Below are 19,910 nucleotides of genomic sequence, written 5' to 3'. Positions count from 1 at the left end.
CTCGCGTCCACTGTGTTAGTTCCCGGGTTGCGAACAGTCGCACCGGTTGAACTAGTTTCACTACTTAATTGAAGAGTGTGCTTGTTCGCTAGAGCCCGATAGGGTTTCGGTGGTCATTGCGTTAGGGAAACGCCCGGTTACATTCCGAACCCGGAAGCTAAGCCTTTCAGCGCCGATGGTACTGCAGGGGGGACCCTGTGGGAGAGTAGGACGCCGCCGAACAATCTTTCAAGGACCCATGGTCCAGCGTTCATGCTGGACCATGGGTCCTTTTTTGTTTTGCCTTGCTTTTACAAAGCGCGTCCGAAGGCCGGCTGCGCGAGAATGACTGCAGTACCCGAAGACAGGAGTCACGCCGATGTCCACCAACTCTCCCGACGATCGTCCGGAGCGCGAGCCACGTCGTAAGGACGGTGGTGAGCGGGGCGGCTTCCGCGGTGGCCGTGACGACCGGGATCGTGATCGTGGTCCGCGTCGTGACGATCGACGTAATGACCGAAGTGATGACCGTCCCGGTGGTCGCGATGACCGAGACCGTGACCGGGGTCGTGACGACCGTGGTCCGCGTCGGGACGATGACCGTGGTGGGTACCGAGGCGGGCAGCGCGACGACCGCGGTTCCCGTCCGAGCGGCGACGACCGTGGTTCTCGCCCCAGCAGTGGCGACCGTGGTTCGCGCCCCAGTGGTGGCGGATACGGCTCTCGTCCCAGCAGTGGTGGCGGGTACGGCTCTCGTCCGAGCGGCGACGACCGTGGTTCTCGCCCCAGCAGTGGCGACCGTGGTTCTCGCCCGAGTGGTGGCGGGTACGGCTCTCGTCCGAGCGGCGACGACCGTGGTTCCCGCCCCAGCAGTGGCGACCGTGGTTCGCGCCCGAGCGGTGGCGGATACGGCTCTCGCCCCAGCAGTGGTGGCGGCGGGTTCCGGCGCGATGACCGTTCCGGTGGTGGCGGCGGCTATGGGCGTCGCGACGACCGGCCGAGTGGGCCGCGTCGTGACGACGATCGTGGTGGACGTCCCAGTGGTGGCGGCTACGGGCGCAGTGACGACCGGCGTGACGACCGGGGCCGTGATGAGCGTCCGTCGGTCCGTCGCGACGACGACCGTGGTGGCTCCCGCGGTGGCCAGCGTGACGACCGTGGCTCTCGCCCCAGCAGTGGTGGTAGTTACGGTTCTCGCCCCAGCAGTGGCGGTGGCGGTGGGTACCGCGGGCCGCGCGATGACCGTGACCGGCGCGACGACAAGCGTGATGAGCGTCCGGGTGGATTCCGGCGTGACGACCGGGGCCGTGATGAGCGTCCGTCCGTCCGTCGCGACGACGACCGTGGTGGCTACCGCGGTGGGCAGCGCGACGACCGTGGCTCTCGGCCCAGTAGTGGCGGTGGCGGCGGGTTCCGGCGTGACGACCGTGACCGGCCGAGTGGGCCGCGTCGTGATGACGATCGTGGTGGGCGTCCCAGCGGAAGCGGTGGTGGCGGCGGGTTCCGGCGTGACGACCGTGACCGGCCGAGTGGGCCGCGTCGTGATGACGACCGTGGTGGACGTCCCACCGGAGGCGGCGGTGGTGGCGGGTTCCGGCGTGACGACCGTTCCGGCGGTGGGTACCGCGGGCCGCGCGATGACCGTGACCGGCGCGACGACCGCGGTGGCTCTCGCGGGTCCCGGGACGACCGTGGTGGCGGACGCCGCGACGACCGTGACCGCGACCGCGGGGACCGCGAGCCGATCAAGCGGCTGCCGATTCCCGACGACGTCACGGGCGAAGAGATCGACAAGGACGTACGGCAGGAGCTGATGAGCCTGCCCAAGGGTCTTGCCGAGGACGTCGCCAGGAACCTCGTCATGGTCGCCAACCTGATCGACGAGGACCCGGAGCAGGCGTACGCATACTCCAAGATCGCGCTGCGGCTCGCCTCGCGTGTGGCCGCCGTGCGCGAGGCCGCGGGCTTCGCGGCGTACGCGACGCAGAAGTACGCGGAGGCTCTGGCCGAGTTCCGGGCGGCCCGGCGGATGACCGGGAGCGTTGAGCTGTGGCCCGTCATGGCGGACTGCGAGCGTGGGCTCGGGCGGCCCGAGCGGGCGATGGCGATGGCCGGTGAGCCCGAGGTGCAGAAGCTCGACAAGGCGGGTCAGGTCGAGATGCGGCTGGTCGCGGCCGGCGCGCGCAGGGACATGGGGCAGATCGACGCGGCCATCGTGACCCTGCAGAGCCCCGAGCTGGCGTCCAACTCCATACAGCCCTGGACTCCGCGGCTGCGTTACGCGTACGCCGACGCACTGCTGGCGGCCGGACGTGAGGCTGAGGCGCGTGAGTGGTTCGCCAAGGCGCTCGAAGCGGACAAGGATGGGGCAACCGACGCCTCGGACCGACTCGCGGAGTTGGACGGCGTGGAGTTCGTCGACGCCATCGACACGGATGACGCGGACGAGGCGGACGAGGCGGACGACGCCACCGACCTGGATGATGCCGACGGCGCGGACGACGCCACCGACACAGACGACGTATCCGACCCGGATGACGCGTCCGACGATGTCGACGGTGACAAGTCCGAGTAGCAGCAGGTAACGAGAAGGGCGGCACCCCGGCCGGGGTGCCGCCCTTTCGTTTGCCCGTATACCCCCTAGTCCAGCGCCAGGCTTCTCAGCACCAGGCCCGTCGCCGGCTTGGGGCCGAACGACGTGGACTTGCGGGGCATCGTGACACCCTCGCGGGCGAGGTCCCGTACCACCTCTTCCCGTACCGGATGCATCAACACCGCCGTACCGCCGCGGAGTTCGGCCTGCGTCACGACCGCCTCGGTGTCGTGGATGTACGCGATGTGTTCCGGGGTGTCCGGGATCCGCCAGATGTCGTCCAGGAGCGTCGAGTGCAGGACCGTCGCGTCGAGCGTGCGCCAGGCCTCCGGGCGGTCGGCGCGCACCGTGCGGGACAGCAGTCCCGGGTCCGGGCGGTCGACGAGGTGGAAGGCGCCGTCGCCCGCGAGGAGGAAGGCGTTCCCTTCGGCCGCCGCGTCCGCGAGGGCCTCCAAGGCCTGCGGGAGCGGGACTTCCAGGCGCTGGACGCGGAAGGTGCCGGTCAGCGCGGCGAGCGCCTCGGAGACCGGGAGGCGATGCAGCAGACGGTGGATGGCGCGGACCCGCAGCGGGTAACGGGCCGTGTCGACCAGCAGGACGAGGCCGTAGTTCCACGGGCTGGGCGAGGAGTGTTCGGCGCGAAGTCGCAGATACGTCGCCCAGCGGTGGTGGCCGTCGGCGATCAGGGCCTGACGGTCGGACAGGTCGGCGTGGATCTCGGCCAGATCGGCGGCGTCCGTCACCGACCACAGGCGATGGCTGAAGCCGTCCTCCGTTGTGGTCGCCAGCAGCGGCGAACGCAGGACCGTGCGTTCGACGACGGCGGTCGCGCCGGTCGCGCTGCCCATGCTGCGGTAGGTGAGGAGCAGTGGTTCCAGGTTGGCGGCGGTGGTGCGCATCAGGGCCGCGCGGTCCGCGACGATGTCCGGCATCACGTCCTCGTGGGGGAGAACGACTCCTTCGGACGGCTCGGACAGGGCGAGCGCCCCGATGACTCCGCGCTGCAGGATGTCGCCCTGGCGCTGCTCGTACACATACAGCGCCGGCTCGGGGTCCGCGGCCAGGACGCCGTCGGCCAGCCAGCGGGTGAGGGTTTCGGCGGCCTGCTGGTGGCGGGCGCTCGCGGTGGTCGCCTGCGGGAGGATCAGCCGGACGATGTTGTGGGGGTCCGCGGACTCGAGGTGGAGCAGTCCGTCGGGCCTGACGACGACGTCGTACGGCGGCGAGGTCACGGCGGCGAGGCTGCCCACCCGCTCGGGGACGTAGCGCAGTCCACGGAACGGGATCAAGTGCAGACCGTCATTGGCCGCGGGACCTTCTGTGTTCATTCGTGCATCGTATGTGGGTGCGCGGATGAGCGATGATCGGGGGAGTGGCACCCGAGTGAGGAGCGGAAACGAATGAGCCAGCAGAGCAGGAACCGGCCCGGCGGAAGCGCTACGGCGCTGAGCGAGGCGTACGACACGGCACTGCTCGATCTGGACGGCGTGGTGTACGCGGGCGGCGAGGCGATCACGCACGCTGTGGATTCGCTGCTGACGGCGCGGGAGCGGGGAATGCACCTCGCGTATGTGACGAACAACGCGCTGCGGCCGCCCGAGGCCGTGGCCGCGCACATCACCGAGCTGGGTGTGCCGACCAATGCGTCGGACGTCATCAACTCGGCGCAGGCCGTCGCCCGGTTGATCTCCGAGCAGGTGCCGGCCGGGTCCCGGGTGCTGGTGATCGGCGGGGAGGGACTACGCGTCGCGCTTCGTGAGCGGGGCCTTGAGCCGGTGGAGTCAGCGGACGACGATCCGGCGGCGGTGGTGCAGGGGTACGGCGGTCCTGATCTGCGTTGGGGGCGGTTCGCGGAGGCGTGTTACGCGATCGCCCGGGGTGTGCCGTGGTTCGCGTCCAACACCGACCTGACGATTCCCAGCGCGCGAGGGATCGCGCCCGGCAACGGTGCGGCCGTCGAGGTCGTACGGATCGCGACGGGCGCGGAGCCGCAGGTGGCGGGAAAGCCGCTGCCGCCGATGCACAAGGAGACGATCCTGCGTACGGGCGCGCGCAAGCCGCTGGTGGTCGGGGACCGGCTGGACACGGACATCGAGGGCGCGTTCAACGGGCGCGTGGACTCGCTGCTCGTACTGACCGGGGTGACCGACGCGGCGCAGCTGCTGGCCGCGCCGCCCGAGCACCGGCCGACCTATGTGGATGCCGATCTGCGCGGGATGCTGACCGGGCAGCCCGAAGTGGCCGATGGGGACGGCGGGTTCACGTGCGGCGGGTGGACCGCGTCCGCACGCGACGAGGAACTGGCGCTCGACGGCGAGGGCGAGTCGATGGACGGGCTGCGGGCGCTGTGCGCGGCCGCGTGGACGCAGGCCGGGGAGGGCGTGTGCACGCTGGACCCGGGCAAGGCGTTGTCCCGGCTGGGGTTGTAGGCCGCGTCCGGGGGCTTGATCGATGGGAGGGTAGGCTAACCTAACCTCGTGTTGGTCGACAGTCCCCCCGAACAGAGCGCGGAGCCGATATCCGCAGCTGCGTCCCAAAGGCGCCACGCGGTGCGCGCCACCGGCCTGCTGGTGTCCGTCGGTCTCCTGCTGCTGGTGTGTGTCGCGAGCATCGCCGTGGGTGCCAAGTCGATCCCCCTGTCCGACGTGTGGCACGGCATGTTCCACAACGCGGGTGCCGGTAATGACGTGATCGTCCACGATGTGCGCGTGCCGCGGACCCTGCTCGGTCTGATCGTCGGCGCGGCGCTGGGCCTCGCGGGCGCCGTGATGCAGGCGTTGACGCGCAACCCGCTGGCGGAACCCGGGCTGCTCGGCGTGAACGCGGGCGCGTCGGCCGCCGTCGTATCCGCCATCAGCTTCCTCGGCGTCACATCGCTCACCGGCTATGTGTGGTTCGCGTTCCTCGGCGCGGCAGTGGTCTCCGTGCTCGTGTACATCCTCGGCGGCAGCCGCGGCGCCACTCCGGTACGGCTCGCGCTCGCCGGGACCGCGGCCACTGCCGCGCTCTACGGCTACATCAACGCCGTACAGCTGCTGGACGCCGCCGCCCTGGAACGGCTGCGGTTCTGGACGGTCGGCTCACTGGCCTCGGCCGACATGGCGACCATTGGCAAGGTGGCACCGTTCATCGGCGTCGGCGTGGTGCTCGCGCTGCTGCTCGCGCGGCCGCTCAACGCCATGGAGATGGGCGACGACACCGCCCACGCGCTCGGCGCGCATCTGAACCGTACGCGCGCTCTCGCGATGCTCACCGTCACGCTGCTGTGCGGGGCGGCCACCGCCGCCTGCGGGCCGATCGTCTTCATCGGGCTGATGATCCCGCACCTGGTGCGCACCATCACCGGACCCGACATGCGGTGGATCCTGCCGTACGCGACCGTTCTGTCGCCCGTCCTGCTGCTCGGCGCCGATGTCGTCGGCCGGGTCGTCACCCGCCCCTCCGAGCTCCAGGTCGGCGTCGTCACGGCGCTGATCGGCGGGCCCGTCTTCATCCATCTCGTACGCCGCAAGAGGATGGCCCAGCTGTGATGGCCGTGAGGGTAATGGCCGTGAGGGTGAAGGCCGTGAAGGCGATACGCACTCCCGGCGGGCTCTCCGTGCGGGTCGATCCAAGGGCGGCCGCCGTCGTCCTGCTGCTCGCCGCGGCCGTCCTGGCCGCCGGAGTCGTACTGATCGGCAGCGGCGACTTCCCGATCTCGCCCGGCGAGGTCATCGCCACGCTCCTCGGGAACGGCGCCCCGGCGCAGGAGTTCATCGTCAAGGACCTGCGGCTGCCGCGGGTGCTCGTCGGACTGCTCGTCGGCGCTTCCCTCGCCCTCAGCGGCGCGATCTTCCAGTCCATCTCCCGCAATCCGCTGGGGAGTCCGGATGTGATCGGCTTCGGGCAGGGCGCGACCGTCGGCGCGCTGAGCGCGATCGTGCTCTTCGACGGCGGGGCGGTCGCGGTGGCGGGTGGCGCGGTCGTCGGCGGGGTGGTGACCGGCGTCGCGGTCTATCTGCTGGCGTGGAAGCGGGGCGTGCACGGCTACCGGCTGGTCCTCGTAGGCATCGGCGTCGCCGCCATGCTCACCGCCGCCAACCACTATCTGCTGACCAGGGCCAGCCTGGTCGACGCCGGCCGGGCCACGCTGTGGATGACCGGCTCGCTCGACGGCCGTGACTGGGCCCAGGTCTGGCCGCTGCTCGGGATGTGCGCCGTCCTGGTCCCGCTGGTGCTCATGTACGGGCGGCCGCTGCGGATGCTGGAGATGGGCGACGACGCGGCGTACGCGCTGGGCGTCCCGGTCGAACGCACCCGCATGGTGCTGATGGGCTCGGGCGTGGTGCTCGTCGCGGTCGCCACCGCGGCAGCCGGGCCGATCGCCTTCGTCGCGCTGAGCGCGCCCCAGCTCGCCCGCCGGGTGACCCGCTCGCCGGGGCCGAACCTCGCCGCGGCCGCGGTGATGGGCGCCGCGCTGCTGCTGATCGCCGACTGGGTGGCCACCACCGCCTTCGGCGAGCGCCAACTGCCGGTCGGTGTGGTGAGCGGGGTGCTCGGCGGCTGCTATCTGCTCTGGCTGCTGGTCACCGAACGCAAGGCGGGCCGCATATGAACCCCGTGAACCCCCGATCCAGGAGTACGCCCCCCATGCAGCGCCTCACCGCCGAATCGGTCACCCTCGGCTACGACCGGCGCGTCATCGCCGAGAACCTCTCGGTGGACATCCCCGACAACTCCTTCACGGTGATCGTCGGTCCGAACGCCTGCGGGAAGTCGACTTTGCTGCGCGCCCTGTCCCGGATGCTCAAGCCGGCTCAGGGCCGGGTCCTGCTCGACGGGCAGGTCATCCACTTGCTGCCCGCGAAGAAGGTTGCCAGGACGCTCGGCCTGCTGCCGCAGTCGTCGATCGCGCCTGACGGGATCACTGTCGCGGACCTGGTCGCGCGCGGCCGCTATCCGCACCAGGGACTCCTGCGCCAGTGGTCGCCCGAGGACGAGCGGATTGTCGAGGAGTCGATGGCCGCGACCGGAGTCGGTGAACTGGCAGAGCGCTATGTCGATGAATTGTCCGGCGGGCAGCGGCAGCGCGTATGGATCGCGATGGCGCTGGCCCAGCAGACCCCGCTGCTGCTGCTCGACGAGCCCACGACGTTCCTCGACATCCAGCACCAGCTCGAAGTGCTCGACCTGTGCGCGGAGCTGCACGAGACGCAGGGGCGGACACTCGTCGCCGTACTGCACGACCTCAACCAGGCCGCCCGTTACGCGACGCACCTCATCGCACTGCGCGACGGGCAGGTCGTCGCCGAGGGCCCGCCCGCGGACGTGGTCACCGCCGACTTGGTGGAGCGCGTCTTCGGGGTGAAGAGCCAGGTCATCGATGATCCGGAGTCCGGGACGCCGCTGGTGGTGCCGGCCGCCCGGAGGCGCAGCGCTACAGCAGTGTCCTGAGGCGCAGCAGATCGCGGAAGCCGGCCTCGAGCCTGACCCGGCCCGAGGCCCAGGCCTTCGCGAAGTTCAGCTCGCCGTTGACCATCGCCACCAGGTCGTCACCGGTCATCGCCAGGCGGATCTCCGCCTTCTCGCGCGGCGGACCCGGGAAGGTGTCGGCCACCGCGATCCGGCCGTCGTCCAGCCGCCCGGTGAAGGTGATGTCCAGATCCTTGATGTGGCAGCTGAGGGATCGGTCGAGCGCGGCCGCGCCACGTACGTCGCCGTCCGCCTGTGCCAGGTTGTCCGAGAGTTTGTCGAGTGCGGTGCGGCACTCTTCCGTTGTCGCCATCGTGATCGACGGTACCGCAGGGCTTCGCGATAGCGTCTGGGCATGAGCGATTCGATGCCGGGCCCGCAGGTCCAGGAGCAGGGGATCCAGGAGATCCGGGGGGCCCAGGTGGCGCCGGGGAGCCCCGAGCCCGCGGCGGCGGACGCCCAAGCGTACGAACCGGCCGCGCCCGCGCCCCTCGGCGTGCAGCGCGTACCCACCGGCGACGCCGGCGTGGACGCCCAGCTGGAGCGACTGGTCGACGCCGACCACCTCCCGGCGGACGGACACCTCGAGGTGTACGAGGATGTACACCGGGGGTTGCGCGACGCGCTGACCGCGCTCGACGCACGTCCCCAGCCCTCACCCTCGTACAACCACAGGAGCTGAACCGAACGTGGCAGGAGTGGCCCGCCGCCGCCTCGACGCCGAGCTGGTACGCCGCAACCTCGCACGCTCGAGGGAGCACGCGAGCCAGCTGATCGCCGCGGGGCGGGTGACCGTCGGCGGCAACACCGCGACGAAGTCCGCCACTCAGGTCGAGACCAGCGCTGCCATCGTCGTCGTGGCGGACGACGGCGACCCCGACTACGTCTCGCGCGGCGGCCACAAGCTCGCCGGAGCGCTGGAGGCCTTCGTGCCGCTCGGCCTGAAGGTCGAGGGACGGCGGGCGCTGGACGCGGGCGCGTCGACCGGCGGCTTCACCGATGTACTGCTGCGGGCGGGCGCCGGTCACGTGGTCGCCGTCGATGTCGGTTACGGACAGCTCGCATGGTCTTTGCAGAGCGATGAACGCGTCACCGTCAAGGACCGTACGAATGTACGCGAGTTGACGGTGGAGGCGATCGGAGAGCCTGTGGACGTGGTGGTCGGGGACCTTTCCTTCATCCCGCTCGCCCTGGTGCTGCCCGCCCTGGTGCGCTGCGCGGCTCCCGACGCGGACCTGGTGCTGATGGTCAAGCCGCAGTTCGAGGTGGGCAAGGAGCGGCTCGGCAGCGGCGGGGTCGTACGCAGTCCAGAGCTGCGGGCGGACACTGTGCGGGCCGTGGCGCGCAAGGCGGCGGAGCTCGGGCTCGGCGTACTGGGCGTCACCGCCAGTCCGCTGCCGGGTCCCTCCGGCAATGTTGAGTATTTTCTGTGGCTCCGGGCCGGAGCGCCCGAGCTCGATCCGGCGGAAGTCGACCGTGCAGTGGCGGAGGGACCTCGTTGACAACGACACCAGCAACGACACCAGCAACGACATCGGCGGCGACACCGGCAGCGACGCAAGCACGAACAGTGTTCCTGCTCGCACACACCGGGCGGCCCGCGGCGATCCGCAGCGCCGAACTCGTCGTACAGGGGTTGCTGCGCTGCGGTCTGCGCGTACGCGTCCTTGAGGCGGAGGCGGCCGACCTGCCGCTGCCGCCGTCTGTCGAGACGGTCCGCGAGGCGACCCCCGGCGCACTCGAAGGCTGCGAGCTGCTGGTCGTGCTCGGGGGGGACGGGACGCTGCTGCGCGGCGCCGAGTTCGCCCGGGCCTCCGGGGTACCGATGCTCGGCGTGAACCTGGGGCGCGTCGGCTTCCTCGCGGAGGCCGAGCGAGACGACCTCGACAAGGTCGTCGACCGGGTCGTCACGCGCTCCTACGAGGTCGAGGAGCGCATGACCATCGATGTCATCGTGCACAGCAACGGCGACATCGTGCACCGGGACTGGGCGCTGAACGAGGCGGCCGTGCAGAAGGTCTCGCCCGACCGGATGCTGGAGGTCGTCCTCGAAATCGACGGCCGCCCGGTGACCGCCTTCGGCTGCGACGGCGTTGTGTGCGCGACGCCGACCGGCTCGACGGCATACGCCTTCTCGGCCGGCGGGCCGGTGGTGTGGCCGGAGGTGGAGGCGCTGCTGATGGTGCCGATCAGCGCGCACGCCCTTTTCGCCAAGCCGCTGGTGACCTCGCCCACCTCGGTGCTCGCGGTTGAAGTACAGCCGCACACGCCGCACGGGGTGCTGTGGTGCGACGGGCGCAGAACCGTCACACTTCCGCCGGGGGCACGGGTGGTGGTGCGGCGCGGGGCTGTTCCCGTACGTCTTGCACGGCTGCACCACGCGTCGTTCACGGACCGTCTGGTGGCCAAGTTCGCGCTGCCGGTGTCGGGTTGGCGCGGCGCGCCGGACTGAGCGTCGCGCCGTGGTGAGGGGGCTGGGGCCATCACCGCGTGCGCGGGGAGCAAAGCATCTGGAGCTCACCCAAAATGGGTACGAGCGGACCATCCCGGCGCGAGGCGGGAGCCGTACGGTCAACGAGCCGCGTTCCGGAGAGTGACTCCCCGCCCGGCCTCCGGGGCACCGGTTTCCCCCGCATACCGTGCCGAGAGGCGGGGCGACGTCGCATCGGATGGGGGAAACCTCGTATGGTCAGGTCCGTGTTGGAGGAGATGCGGATACGGTCGCTCGGAGTCATCGACGACGCGGTCGTCGAGCTGTCGCCCGGTTTCACCGCGGTGACCGGCGAGACGGGCGCGGGCAAGACCATGGTCGTCACCAGCCTGGGGCTGCTGCTCGGCGGGCGCGCCGACCCCGCCCTGGTGCGGATCGGCGCGAAGTCGGCGGTCGTGGAGGGGCGGATCAGCGTGCCCGCCGGCGGCCCGGCGGCGGTACGGGCCGAGGAGGCCGGCGCCGAACTGGACGACGGCACTCTGCTGATCAGCAGGACCGTCTCCGCGGAGGGCCGCTCACGCGCCCACCTCGGCGGCCGGTCCGTGCCGATCGGCATGCTGTCGGAGCTGGCCGACGAACTGGTCGCCGTGCACGGCCAGACCGACCAGCAGGGACTGCTGCGGCCCGCCCGGCAGCGGGAGGCGCTCGACCGGTACGCGGGCGGCGCGGTGACCGGGCCGCATGCCAAGTACGCGGCCGCGTACCGGCGGCTGCGCGCCGTCTCCGTCGAGCTGGACGAGCTGACCACGCGCGCCCGCGAGCGCGCCCAGGAAGCCGATCTGCTCCGCTATGGGCTGAACGAAATCGCGGGCGTCGAGCCGCGGCCGGGCGAGGACGTCGAACTCGCCGCCGAGGCCGAGCGGCTGGGCCACGCGGAGGCGCTCGCGTCCGCCGCGTCCGTCGCGCACGCCGCGCTCGCGGGCAACCCCGAGGACCCGGAGGGCGTCGACGCGACCACGCTCGTCGCGGGCGCGGGGCGGGCGCTCGACGCCGTACGCTCCCACGACCCGGCGCTGGCCGCGCTCGCCGACCGGATGGGCGAGATCTCCATCCTGCTCGGCGATGTGGCGGGAGAACTCGCCGGGTACGCCGACAATCTGGACGCCGATCCGCTGCGGCTGGCAGCGGTGGAGGAACGGCGAGCCGCGCTGACCGCTCTCACCCGCAAGTACGGCGGGACCGGTGAAGGTGTCACCGCCGTCCTTGCCTGGTCCGAGGCGGGCGCCGAGCGCCTCACCGAGCTGGACGGCGACGACGACCGGATCGGCGAACTGACGGCGGAGCGGGACGCGCTGCGGGGCGAACTGTCGGGTCTGGCCCAGGCGTTGACCGATGCCCGCACGGAGGCGGCGGCGCGGTTCGCCGAGGCCGTCACCGCGGAACTGGCCTCGCTCGCCATGCCGCACGCGCGCGTGTCGTTCGACATCCGGCAGACCGAGGATCCCGAAGGCGTGGAGGTCGGCGGCCGCCCGGTGGCGTACGGCCCCTCCGGCGTCGACGAGGTCGAGCTTCTGCTGGCCCCGCACCCCGGCGCGCCGCCGCGGCCGATCGCCAAGGGGGCTTCCGGCGGTGAGCTTTCGCGCGTGATGCTCGCGGTCGAGGTGGTCTTCGCGGGGACCGACCCGGTGCCCACGTACCTCTTCGACGAGGTCGACGCGGGCGTGGGCGGCAAGGCGGCGGTCGAGATCGGCCGGCGGCTGGCGAAGCTCGCGAAGTCGGCTCAGGTGGTGGTCGTGACGCATCTGCCGCAGGTGGCGGCGTTCGCCGACCGTCAACTGCTGGTCGAGAAGACCAACGACGGCTCGGTGACGCGAAGCGGTGTCACGGTCCTGGAGGGCGAGGACAGGGTGCGCGAGCTGTCGCGGATGCTGGCGGGCCAGGAGGACTCGCAGACGGCACGGGCGCACGCGGAAGAACTGCTGGCGACGGCCAGGGCGGACGGGTAGCCGGGGGAAACGGTGAGGCTGTACCTGGGCGGACGCTGCTGCCGGGTCTCCTGACGGACGGCCGGACGGCCGGTGGTGGGGCGCAGGCCCCCGGTCGGCAGGGGAGCCGCCGCCCTAAGGTGGGGCGTATGCGAGCAGCGCAGAATCCCAGGCCCGGCAGCCGTGTTGCAGCGTTCGTCACCGCCGTCGGCGCGACCCGCGGCGTATACGAAGCGCTGCGCAGGCGTGCGCCGGGAGACCCGGCCCAGTGGCAGCGCAAGAACTACGCGGGCCGCACCGTCGATCTCTACGCCGGGCCCGCCGTGGCCGTCGGCGCCGCGCTGGGGGCCGCGCTCGGGACCGTGCCCGCCCGGACCCGGGGCGCGGCAGGGCTCGCGGTGGTCGCGGCCGGGGCCTGCGGGGCGTACGACGACATCGCCGGGGCCGGTGACCCGCGCCGCGGGTTCCGGGCGCATCTGGCCGCGCTCCGGCAGCGCGAGGTGACCAGCGGGGCCGTCAAGCTGTTCGGCATCGGGGCCGCGGGGCTCGCCGCGGGCGCGCTGCTGAAGGAGCGTCCGGCCGACAAGCTGCTCGCCGGAATCGTGATCGCCGGAACCGCGCATCTCGTGAACCTGGTGGACGTCGCCCCGGGTCGGGCCGCCGTCGCCGTGCTCGGCATCGGCGCTCCAGGACTGCTGCGGCGCGGCGCCGCGGGCGCCCTCGCGGCGGCGCCCATGGGTGCCGCCGCCGCGGTCCTCACCGAGGACCTGGGCGAGCGGACCATGCTCGGCGACACCGGAGCCCACGCCCTGGGCGCGGCCCTCGGCGCCGCGATCGCCGCGGGCAACGGCCGCGCGGGACTGGCCGTTCACGCGGCGGGCCTGATCGCCGCGGCGGTATACGGGGACGAGGTCAGCCGGCTTGCCGGTTCCCCCATGTGAGTGATCCCGCGACACGTCAGCCCGGTACCTGACACGGCCGCGACATCCCGGCGGTGCCGGAACGTGCGTACGGGCTGGCATCCTTGGCGCGTGACACAGCTGCGTACGGTCCAGGTGCTGGGCGGCGGCAGTGCGGGCAGCAGCGCGCACGTCAGGTCGCTGGCCGCGGGGCTGGTGGCGCGGGGCGTGCGGGTGACGGTGTGCGCGCCCGCCGAACTGGAGCACCTCTACGACTTCCCGGGCGCCGGGGCGCACTTCGCGCCCGTGCCGCGGCGCAGCGACCCGGCGTCGGTCGGGGCGCTGCGCGCGGCGTGCGCGGGGGCGGACGTGGTGCACGCGCACGGGCTGCACGCCGCCGTACGCACCGCGCTGGCGCTCAGCGGGCAGCGCGTACCCCTCGTCGTCACCTGGCACACGCGCTCCCACGACGACGAGGCGCGGGCGCAGGGGAGGGTGTTGCGGCTGCTGGAGCGAAGGGCCGCGCGGGCGGCCGCAGTTGTGCTCGGCACCTGCTCCGAGCTGGTCGACCGGGCTCGCGTCCGCGGCGCCCGTGACGCCCGGCTCGCACCGGTCGCGGCGCCGGCGCCGCGGAGCCGGGCAGACGCGATCGAGGGCAAAGCCCGAGCCGAACTGGGCGTGGTGGAACGGCCGTTGCTGATGGCCGTCGGCAGCCTGGAGCCGCGCCGGGGATACGGGACGCTGCTGGACGCGGCGCGGCTCTGGCGCGACCTGGACCCGGTGCCGCTGGTGGTGATCGCGGGGGAGGGGCGGGAGCGCGCCGCGCTCCACCGCCGCATCGAGGCGGAGGACCTGCCGGTGCGGCTCGTCGGCCGCCGCGACGACATCGCCGACCTGCTGTCGGCGGCTGACGTCGCCCTGCTCACGAGCCGCTGGGAGGCCCGCTCCCTGCTCGCCCAGGAGGCGCTGCGCCTGGGCGTCCCGCTGGTCGCGACAGCGGTCGGCGGCGTGCCGGAACTGGTGGGAGAGGCGGCCGAACTGGTCCCGTACGGCGACGCGGCGGCGCTGGGCGAGGCGGTGGCGCGGCTGCTGGGGGACGCGGGGCGGCGGGAGGAACTCGCGGCGGCGGGGCGGGCACAGGCGGCGACCTGGCCGACGGAGGACGACACGATCGCGCAGGTGCTGAGCGTGTACGACGAGTTGGTGGCGGGGCGGGCGGCCTGACCCCGGAGCGCAGCCCGGACGCCACGCACACGTCCTCCCCCCGGCAACCCCGCAATCCCGCAACGTATCGCCCGTCACGGCACGTGACGCCTCGCCCTCAGTGCCAGGCTCAGGGCCAGCACCGTCTGAGGGTCGTCCAGGTCCGTGCCCAGGAGTTCCGAGATGCGGGCCAGACGGTTGTACAGCGTCTGGCGGTTCAGATGGAGTTCGCGGGCCGTCTCCGCCTTGCGGCCCGCGTGGGCCAGGTACGTCTGCAGCGTGGGGAGCAGCGGTGGACGGGAAGCAGCGTCGTGGTCGAGCAGCGGGCCGATCGCGCGGTCCACGAAGGCCGCCAGGTCCGGGTGGTCCCGTAGGCGCCACAGCAGCAGGTCGATGTCCAGGCGGCGTGCGTCGTACCACGGGCGGTCGGACAGACCCTGTGCCGCCGTCGCCGTTTCCGCCGCATGGCGCAGGCCCGCGGACGCCGCCGCCCAGCCGCCCGCCATGCCGACCACCACGACCGGGGGGTGCGCGCCCGAGCTGACCCAGCCTCCGGCCGGGGGGACCCCCACCAGACCGGCCCGTTCCACGCCCGCCCGCAGCGCGGCCGCGACCCGGTCCGCGACCGCCGTGCGTTCGGACTCGGAGCGCAGGCCAAGCAGCAGCGGGACGCGGCCCTCCACGGGGCGTACGCCCAGCAGCACCGGTACGCCGACCGAGGACAGCTCCTCCAGCACGGCCCGGGCCAGCAACGCCCAGTTCCCGGAGGGGGAAAGCTCGGGGGCCAGCCGCATGACGACCGGCAGCAGCGGTCCTTCGCCCGGTTTGAAACCCAGGACGCGGGCCTGGGCCGGCGCGTCCTCCGCCGTGATGCGGCCCTCCGCCAGATCCGTCAGGAAGTCGCCGCGACCACGTGCCGCCAGTTCCTCCTCCTGGCGGGCCTGCATCAGGACGACCGCCAGCAGCCCGGCCGCCCGCTCCGCCGCCATCCGGTGCACCGTCAGCACGGGCGAGCCGACGGCCAGCAGCACCAGCCGGGCGCGTACCGCAGCCGTCCCCTGCCCGCCCCCGGGGACGTCCACCAAGGCCGTTCCGGCCGGCGGTGACTCCCGCGCGGCCCGCTGGCCGCGCAGCCCGTCCCACACCTGGAGCGGATCCGCACCGGCCTGCCCCGACTCGGAGCCCGCCGCGAACAGCAGCTGCCCGTCCGCCGTCTCCAGGAAGACCGGGTTCGCGGTGAAGTCCGCGAGGATACGAAGCACTTGGGGCACCCCGCCCCCGCTGAGCAGTGCCTCCGTACACCGCCGGTGCACATCCTCGGCCTGCCGCAGCAAGGCGTAGTGCCCATTGACGATCTCGGTGTGGACCTCCTCCGTCACCGAGACGAAGGCGACTTCGCGGTGCAGTTGCACCAGCGGCAGCCCGGCGGCCCGGGCCGTCTCCACGATGGCCGCCGGCAGCCGGTCGAAGCGCGGTCCGAGCTCCACCACCAGCGCGGCGATTCCCCGGTCGGCGAGCTGTCTTACGAAGGCACGCTGTTCGGCCGGCCGGGTGCCCAGGCCCAGGCCCGTGGTGAGCAGCAGTTCGCCGCCCTTCAGCAGGGAGGCGATGTTCGGCACTTCGCCGGCATGCACCCAGCGCACCGTGCGCTGCAACCGGTCCGCGCCGGCGACGACTTCCGGAAGTCCGCCGCGCAGCCCGGGCAGTTCCAGCGCCCGCTGCACCGTGATTCCGCCTTGGGTCTCCACCGCTGACTCTCGCCTCGCCATTTCATTCGGGCCGGACGGGTGGCGCCGCCGTGGACGACGGGCCGCGTCGCCCTGGATTCGGACGCTACCGTGCCGGTCCGCGCGGGCGATTGTCAGGCCCCTTGACGGTTTCGGCGGGTGTCACGCGCCGTTCGGCGGGGCCGGTCGGATGTTGTGGTTCAGCCGGAACACATTGTCGGGGTCGTACTCCGCCTTGACCGCCGCGAGCCGCTTGTAGTTGTCGGCGCCGAAGCTGGACACCACCCGCTCCTGGCCCTCCTGCCCGATGAAGTTGAGATAGACCGTGCCGCTGGACCAGGCCGCGAAGTCGGCCCGGACGTCGCGGACCCACTGCTTGCCGCGCTCGTCGTCGGGCGGGCTGTCCCAGATGCCGAAGGGGTGGACGACCCACGGCGAGGCGCGCCACGGCACCGGATAGTCCGCCCGGCCCTTCGCCACCGCGCCACCCAACGGGAAAAGTATGTGCTGCGAAGCCGAGGGCACCGGCATGCCGGAGGCATGGGAGGAGAAGACGTCCACGGCCTCGTCCGGGAAACTCTCCAGATACTCGGCGGACCAGTAGTTCCGCATCCCGGGCGGGTCGTCGAGCATGCACTGCAGTTCCGCGTACGGAAGCTCCGCGATCATCTCTCCGTCGTGACCGAGCCCCAGCAGCGGCTCGACGACGTCGCGGGCCTCCGCCTCGCTGCCCGCGTAGGTGACCAGCGCAAGGAGCATGAGCTCACCCACCAGCGGCTCGGGCACGAACGGCTCCGGCGGCCCGGTGAGGTAGATGCAGCCACCGCCGGCCTCGTCCGGAGCGGATTGCCTGAAGTCGCGGAAGGCTTTCAGCACTTCGGGTCCGGCCTCCGGCCGGAACAGAAGCATGACCACGCTCATCGCGGGCAGCTCGTGCAGTTTCAGGGTGATCGACGTGGCCACGCCGAAGTTGCCGCCGCCGCCGTGCAGCGCCCAGAACAGCTCCTGGTTCTCGTCCTCACTCGCGTGCACCGTGCTGCCGTCGGCGGTCACCAGCTCGACGGCGAGCAGGTTGTCGCAGGCCAGTCCGAACTTGCGCTCCAGCCAGCCCGATCCGCCGCCCAGCGTGAAGCCGCCCACGCCTGTGGTCGACGCGCGGCCGCCCGTGGTCGCCAGATCGTACGGCTGTGTCGCGCGGTCGAGGTTGCTCATGGTGGCCCCGCCGCCGATGCGTGCGGCACGGGAATGGGGATCGACGATCACGGTGCGCATCCGGCGCAGATCGATCACGATCCCGCCGTCGGTCAGCGACATGCCCGCGACACTGTGGCCGCCGCCGCGCACCGCGATCTCCAGATCCCGATCCCTACCGAACTTGATCGACCGGGCCACATCCGACTGCGTCTCGCACTGGGCGATCACGGAGGGCCGCCGGTCGATCATGCCGTTGAAGACCGCGCGGGCCTCGTCGTATCCCTTGTCACCGGGGGTGATCGCTTCCCCGGTCAGTTCTTGGCGGAAACGGGCCAGAGCCGTGTCCGCTATGCCTTGGGGCGCCATGGTGGCCCCCTTCCGAGGGCGCGAGGGGACCTTCTCATCGTAGTCCCGCGAAGCGGAACGTGATCAGTCGGGAGAAGGCCCCGCGTTAGTCGGGAGAAGGCCATGGCGCCGCCAGGACTACCCTCCGTACGCCCCCGAAGCCGTCAGCCGCAGCGCCGTGTCGATCAGTGGAACGTGGCTGAACGCCTGCGGGAAGTTCCCCACCTGACGCTGGTGCTTCGCGTCCCACTCCTCGGCGAGCAGCCCCAGGTCGTTGCGGAGCAACAGCAGTTTCTCGAACAGCCGCCGCGCCTCGTCCACCCGCCCGATCATCGCCAGGTCGTCGGCGAGCCAGAACGAGCAGGCGAGGAACGCGCCCTCGTCGCCCTCGAGGCCGTCGACACCGGCCTCCTCGCCGGCCGTCGGATAACGCAGTATGAAACCGTCCTGGGTCGACAGCTCCCGCTGGATCGCCTCGATCGTCCCGATGACGCGCTTGTCGTCCGGCGGCAGAAAGCCCATCTGCGGAATCAGCAGCAGCGAGGCGTCCAGTTCCTTGGAGCCGTACGACTGGGTGAAGGTGTTGCGTTCCTTGTCGTAGCCCTTCTCGCAGACATCGCGGTGGATCTCGTCGCGCAGCTCGCGCCACCGCTCCAGCGGTCCGTCCGCGTCCCCGGACTCGATCAGCTTGATGGTGCGATCGACGGCGACCCACGCCATGACCTTCGAGTGCACGAAGTGCCGGCGCGGCCCGCGCACCTCCCAGATGCCCTCGTCCGGCTGGTCCCAGTGCTTCTCCAGGTAGCGGATCAGCTTGAGCTGAAGCAGCGAGGCGTAGTCGTTGCGCGCCAGGCCCGTCATATGGGCCAGGTGCAGCGCCTCGGTGACCTCGCCGTACACATCCAGCTGAAGCTGGTGGGCGGCGCCGTTCCCGATCCGGACAGGGCTGGAGCCCTCGTATCCGGGCAGCCAGTCCAACTCGGCCTCGCCCAGCTCCCGTTCACCCGCGATCCCGTACATGATCTGCAGGTTCTCCGGGTCGCCCGCGACCGCGCGGAGCAGCCACTCGCGCCAGGCGCGGGCCTCCTCGCGGTAGCCGGTGCGCAGCAGCGACGACAGGGTGATCGCGGCGTCGCGCAGCCAGGTGTAGCGGTAGTCCCAGTTGCGTACGCCGCCGATCTCCTCCGGCAGCGATGTCGTCGGCGCGGCGACGATCCCGCCCGTCGGCGCGTACGTCAGCGCCTTCAGCGTGATCAGTGAGCGGACTACGGCCTCGCGGTAGGGCCCGTGGTACGTACAGTGCTCGACCCACTCGCGCCAGAAGTCGGCGGTCGTCTCCAGGGAGCCTTCCGGGTCGGGCAGCGCCGGCGGCTGGTGGTGCGAGGGCTGCCAGCTGATCGTGAACGCGATCCGCTCGCCGGGAGCGACGGTGAAGTCGGAGTACGTGGTGAGGTTCTTGCCGTACGTCTCGGTTTCGGCGTCCAGCCACACCGAGTCGGGCCCGGCGACGGCGACCGTGCGCCCGTCGACCTTGTGGACCCACGGCACCACACGTCCGTAACTGAACCGCATGCGCAGCGCCGAGCGCATCGGCACGCGCCCGCTCACGCCTTCAACGATCCGGATCAGCTGTGGCGCGCCGTCGCGCGGCGGCATGAAATCCGTCACGCGGACCGTGCCGCGCGGCGTGTCCCACTCCGATTCGAGGATCAGCGAGTCCCCGCGGTAGCGGCGCCGGCTGGCCGCCGGCGGCCCGGCTTCCGCGGAGTGCGCGGGCCCGAGCCGCCAGAAGCCGTGTTCCTCGGTGCCGAGCAGGCCGGCGAAAATGGCATGCGAGTCGAAGCGGGGCAGGCACAGCCAGTCCACTGTGCCGTCCCTGCAGACCAGGGCAGCGGTCTGCATGTCTCCGATAAGTGCGTAATCCTCGATGCGCCCGGCCACGTGCATCTCCAGTCGAACGGCCACGTCCGCCCCGCGGGGCGCTTACTGCAGTCAAGGGTCGTTGACGAGCCCTGCTCGCTGCGCTTCGCCCGCGCCCTTTTCATCGCTCGGCAGCGAGTGTCCGAGCAGGATACGACGCACCCTGATGAACCGCGCGGGCGT

General features: G+C 71.8%; 17 protein-coding genes and 1 rRNA gene. 13 read left to right on the top strand and 5 right to left on the bottom strand.

The features are described 5' to 3' along the window. The first annotated feature begins 105 nt into the window (after window positions 1-105). From rrf to J7E87_RS08750, 3 genes are all read left to right on the top strand, one after another. Window positions 106-222: ribosomal RNA gene (rrf, locus tag J7E87_RS08760) — 5S ribosomal RNA — on the top strand. A gap of 194 nt (window positions 223-416) precedes the next feature. Next, entirely contained in the window at window positions 417-1,793 is a 1,377-nt protein-coding gene (locus J7E87_RS35850) for a hypothetical protein (RefSeq protein WP_215091711.1), read from the top strand. After that, the gene (locus J7E87_RS08750; protein ID WP_215091709.1) at window positions 1,793-2,554 is read left to right on the top strand and encodes a tetratricopeptide repeat protein; all 762 of its coding nucleotides are present in this window, start codon (window positions 1,793-1,795) and stop codon (window positions 2,552-2,554) included. The genes J7E87_RS35850 and J7E87_RS08750 overlap by 1 nt, the downstream gene beginning before the upstream one ends. Before the next feature lie 65 nt (window positions 2,555-2,619). Here the strand turns inward: J7E87_RS08750 and J7E87_RS08745 are convergent, their stop codons facing one another. Further along, entirely contained in the window at window positions 2,620-3,900 is a 1,281-nt protein-coding gene (locus J7E87_RS08745) for a DUF1015 domain-containing protein (RefSeq protein WP_215091707.1), read from the bottom strand. Between the two features lie 72 nt (window positions 3,901-3,972). On the opposite strand from J7E87_RS08745, the gene J7E87_RS08740 reads away from it, so the two are divergent. From J7E87_RS08740 to J7E87_RS08725, 4 genes are read left to right on the top strand one after another with little or no spacing between them, the layout of a single operon-like run. Next, complete coding sequence (locus tag J7E87_RS08740; RefSeq protein WP_215091705.1) at window positions 3,973-5,001, top strand: HAD hydrolase-like protein; 1,029 nt, start codon at window positions 3,973-3,975, stop codon at window positions 4,999-5,001. Window positions 5,002-5,049: 48 nt separating this feature from the next. Beyond that, window positions 5,050-6,102: an iron ABC transporter permease gene (locus tag J7E87_RS08735; protein ID WP_215091703.1), complete on the top strand. Its 1,053-nt coding sequence runs from the start codon at window positions 5,050-5,052 to the stop codon at window positions 6,100-6,102. Further along, window positions 6,102-7,166, top strand: coding sequence for an iron chelate uptake ABC transporter family permease subunit (locus J7E87_RS08730; RefSeq protein ID WP_215091701.1), 1,065 nt, complete (start codon window positions 6,102-6,104; stop codon window positions 7,164-7,166). Before J7E87_RS08735 ends, J7E87_RS08730 begins: the two co-directional genes overlap by 1 nt. Window positions 7,167-7,201: 35 nt before the next feature. Further along, the gene (locus J7E87_RS08725; protein ID WP_215091699.1) at window positions 7,202-8,005 is read left to right on the top strand and encodes an ABC transporter ATP-binding protein; all 804 of its coding nucleotides are present in this window, start codon (window positions 7,202-7,204) and stop codon (window positions 8,003-8,005) included. Here the strand turns inward: J7E87_RS08725 and J7E87_RS08720 are convergent. Beyond that, window positions 7,989-8,336, bottom strand: a complete 348-nt coding sequence (locus J7E87_RS08720) for an SCP2 sterol-binding domain-containing protein (RefSeq protein WP_215091697.1) — start codon at window positions 8,334-8,336, stop codon at window positions 7,989-7,991. The genes J7E87_RS08725 and J7E87_RS08720 overlap by 17 nt on opposite strands. A gap of 42 nt (window positions 8,337-8,378) precedes the next feature. Between J7E87_RS08720 and J7E87_RS08715 the strand changes: the two genes are divergently transcribed. The 6 genes from J7E87_RS08715 (at window position 8,379) to J7E87_RS08690 (ending at window position 14,562) form a co-directional block, all read left to right on the top strand. Then, entirely contained in the window at window positions 8,379-8,705 is a 327-nt protein-coding gene (locus J7E87_RS08715) for a hypothetical protein (protein ID WP_215091695.1), read from the top strand. Between the two features lie 7 nt (window positions 8,706-8,712). After that, window positions 8,713-9,525: a TlyA family RNA methyltransferase gene (locus J7E87_RS08710; RefSeq protein ID WP_215091693.1), complete on the top strand. Its 813-nt coding sequence runs from the start codon at window positions 8,713-8,715 to the stop codon at window positions 9,523-9,525. Beyond that, a complete protein-coding gene (locus J7E87_RS08705; RefSeq protein WP_285427306.1) occupies window positions 9,522-10,475 on the top strand; it encodes an NAD kinase in 954 nt (317 codons plus the stop codon). The genes J7E87_RS08710 and J7E87_RS08705 overlap by 4 nt, the downstream gene beginning before the upstream one ends. Window positions 10,476-10,708: 233 nt before the next feature. Next, a complete protein-coding gene (gene recN / locus J7E87_RS08700) occupies window positions 10,709-12,460 on the top strand; it encodes a DNA repair protein RecN (RefSeq protein ID WP_215091688.1) in 1,752 nt (583 codons plus the stop codon). 128 nt (window positions 12,461-12,588) lie between these two features. After that, entirely contained in the window at window positions 12,589-13,380 is a 792-nt protein-coding gene (locus J7E87_RS08695) for a hypothetical protein (protein WP_215091686.1), read from the top strand. 90 nt (window positions 13,381-13,470) lie between these two features. Beyond that, complete coding sequence (locus J7E87_RS08690) at window positions 13,471-14,562, top strand: glycosyltransferase family 4 protein (protein WP_215091685.1); 1,092 nt, start codon at window positions 13,471-13,473, stop codon at window positions 14,560-14,562. A 74-nt stretch (window positions 14,563-14,636) separates the two neighbouring features. Here J7E87_RS08690 and J7E87_RS08685 read toward each other — a convergent pair whose 3' ends face one another. From J7E87_RS08685 to J7E87_RS08675, 3 genes are all read right to left on the bottom strand, one after another. Further along, window positions 14,637-16,289 (bottom strand): PucR family transcriptional regulator, encoded by a 1,653-nt coding sequence (locus J7E87_RS08685; RefSeq protein WP_215091683.1) that lies wholly within the window; start codon window positions 16,287-16,289, stop codon window positions 14,637-14,639. Between the two features lie 141 nt (window positions 16,290-16,430). Continuing rightward, on the bottom strand, window positions 16,431-17,828 hold the full coding sequence (locus tag J7E87_RS08680; RefSeq protein ID WP_215091680.1) for an FAD-binding oxidoreductase: 1,398 nt from the start codon (window positions 17,826-17,828) through the stop codon (window positions 16,431-16,433). Between the two features lie 117 nt (window positions 17,829-17,945). Then, window positions 17,946-19,748, bottom strand: a complete 1,803-nt coding sequence (locus tag J7E87_RS08675; RefSeq protein ID WP_215091765.1) for a glycoside hydrolase family 15 protein — start codon at window positions 19,746-19,748, stop codon at window positions 17,946-17,948. Window positions 19,749-19,910 lie beyond the last annotated feature (162 nt).

The organism is Streptomyces sp. ISL-1 (assembly GCF_018614585.1).
Lineage (GTDB): Bacteria > Actinomycetota > Actinomycetes > Streptomycetales > Streptomycetaceae > Streptomyces > Streptomyces maoxianensis.
This window is presented reverse-complemented; position numbering and strand designations above follow the sequence as displayed.

Excerpts from the sequence above, each read along its gene's own strand:
- J7E87_RS08720 (WP_215091697.1), bottom strand. The coding sequence starts at position 8,336 with ATGGCGACAACGGAAGAGTGCCGCACCGCACTCGACAAACTCTCGGAC.
- recN (WP_215091688.1), top strand. The coding sequence starts at position 10,709 with ATGGTCAGGTCCGTGTTGGAGGAGATGCGGATACGGTCGCTCGGAGTC.
- J7E87_RS08750 (WP_215091709.1), top strand. The coding sequence starts at position 1,793 with ATGAGCCTGCCCAAGGGTCTTGCCGAGGACGTCGCCAGGAACCTCGTC.
- J7E87_RS08680 (WP_215091680.1), bottom strand. The coding sequence starts at position 17,828 with ATGGCGCCCCAAGGCATAGCGGACACGGCTCTGGCCCGTTTCCGCCAA.
- J7E87_RS08730 (WP_215091701.1), top strand. The coding sequence starts at position 6,102 with ATGGCCGTGAGGGTAATGGCCGTGAGGGTGAAGGCCGTGAAGGCGATA.
- J7E87_RS08725 (WP_215091699.1), top strand. The coding sequence starts at position 7,202 with ATGCAGCGCCTCACCGCCGAATCGGTCACCCTCGGCTACGACCGGCGC.
- J7E87_RS08695 (WP_215091686.1), top strand. The coding sequence starts at position 12,589 with ATGCGAGCAGCGCAGAATCCCAGGCCCGGCAGCCGTGTTGCAGCGTTC.
- J7E87_RS08715 (WP_215091695.1), top strand. The coding sequence starts at position 8,379 with ATGAGCGATTCGATGCCGGGCCCGCAGGTCCAGGAGCAGGGGATCCAG.
- J7E87_RS08740 (WP_215091705.1), top strand. The coding sequence starts at position 3,973 with ATGAGCCAGCAGAGCAGGAACCGGCCCGGCGGAAGCGCTACGGCGCTG.
- J7E87_RS08745 (WP_215091707.1), bottom strand. The coding sequence starts at position 3,900 with ATGAACACAGAAGGTCCCGCGGCCAATGACGGTCTGCACTTGATCCCG.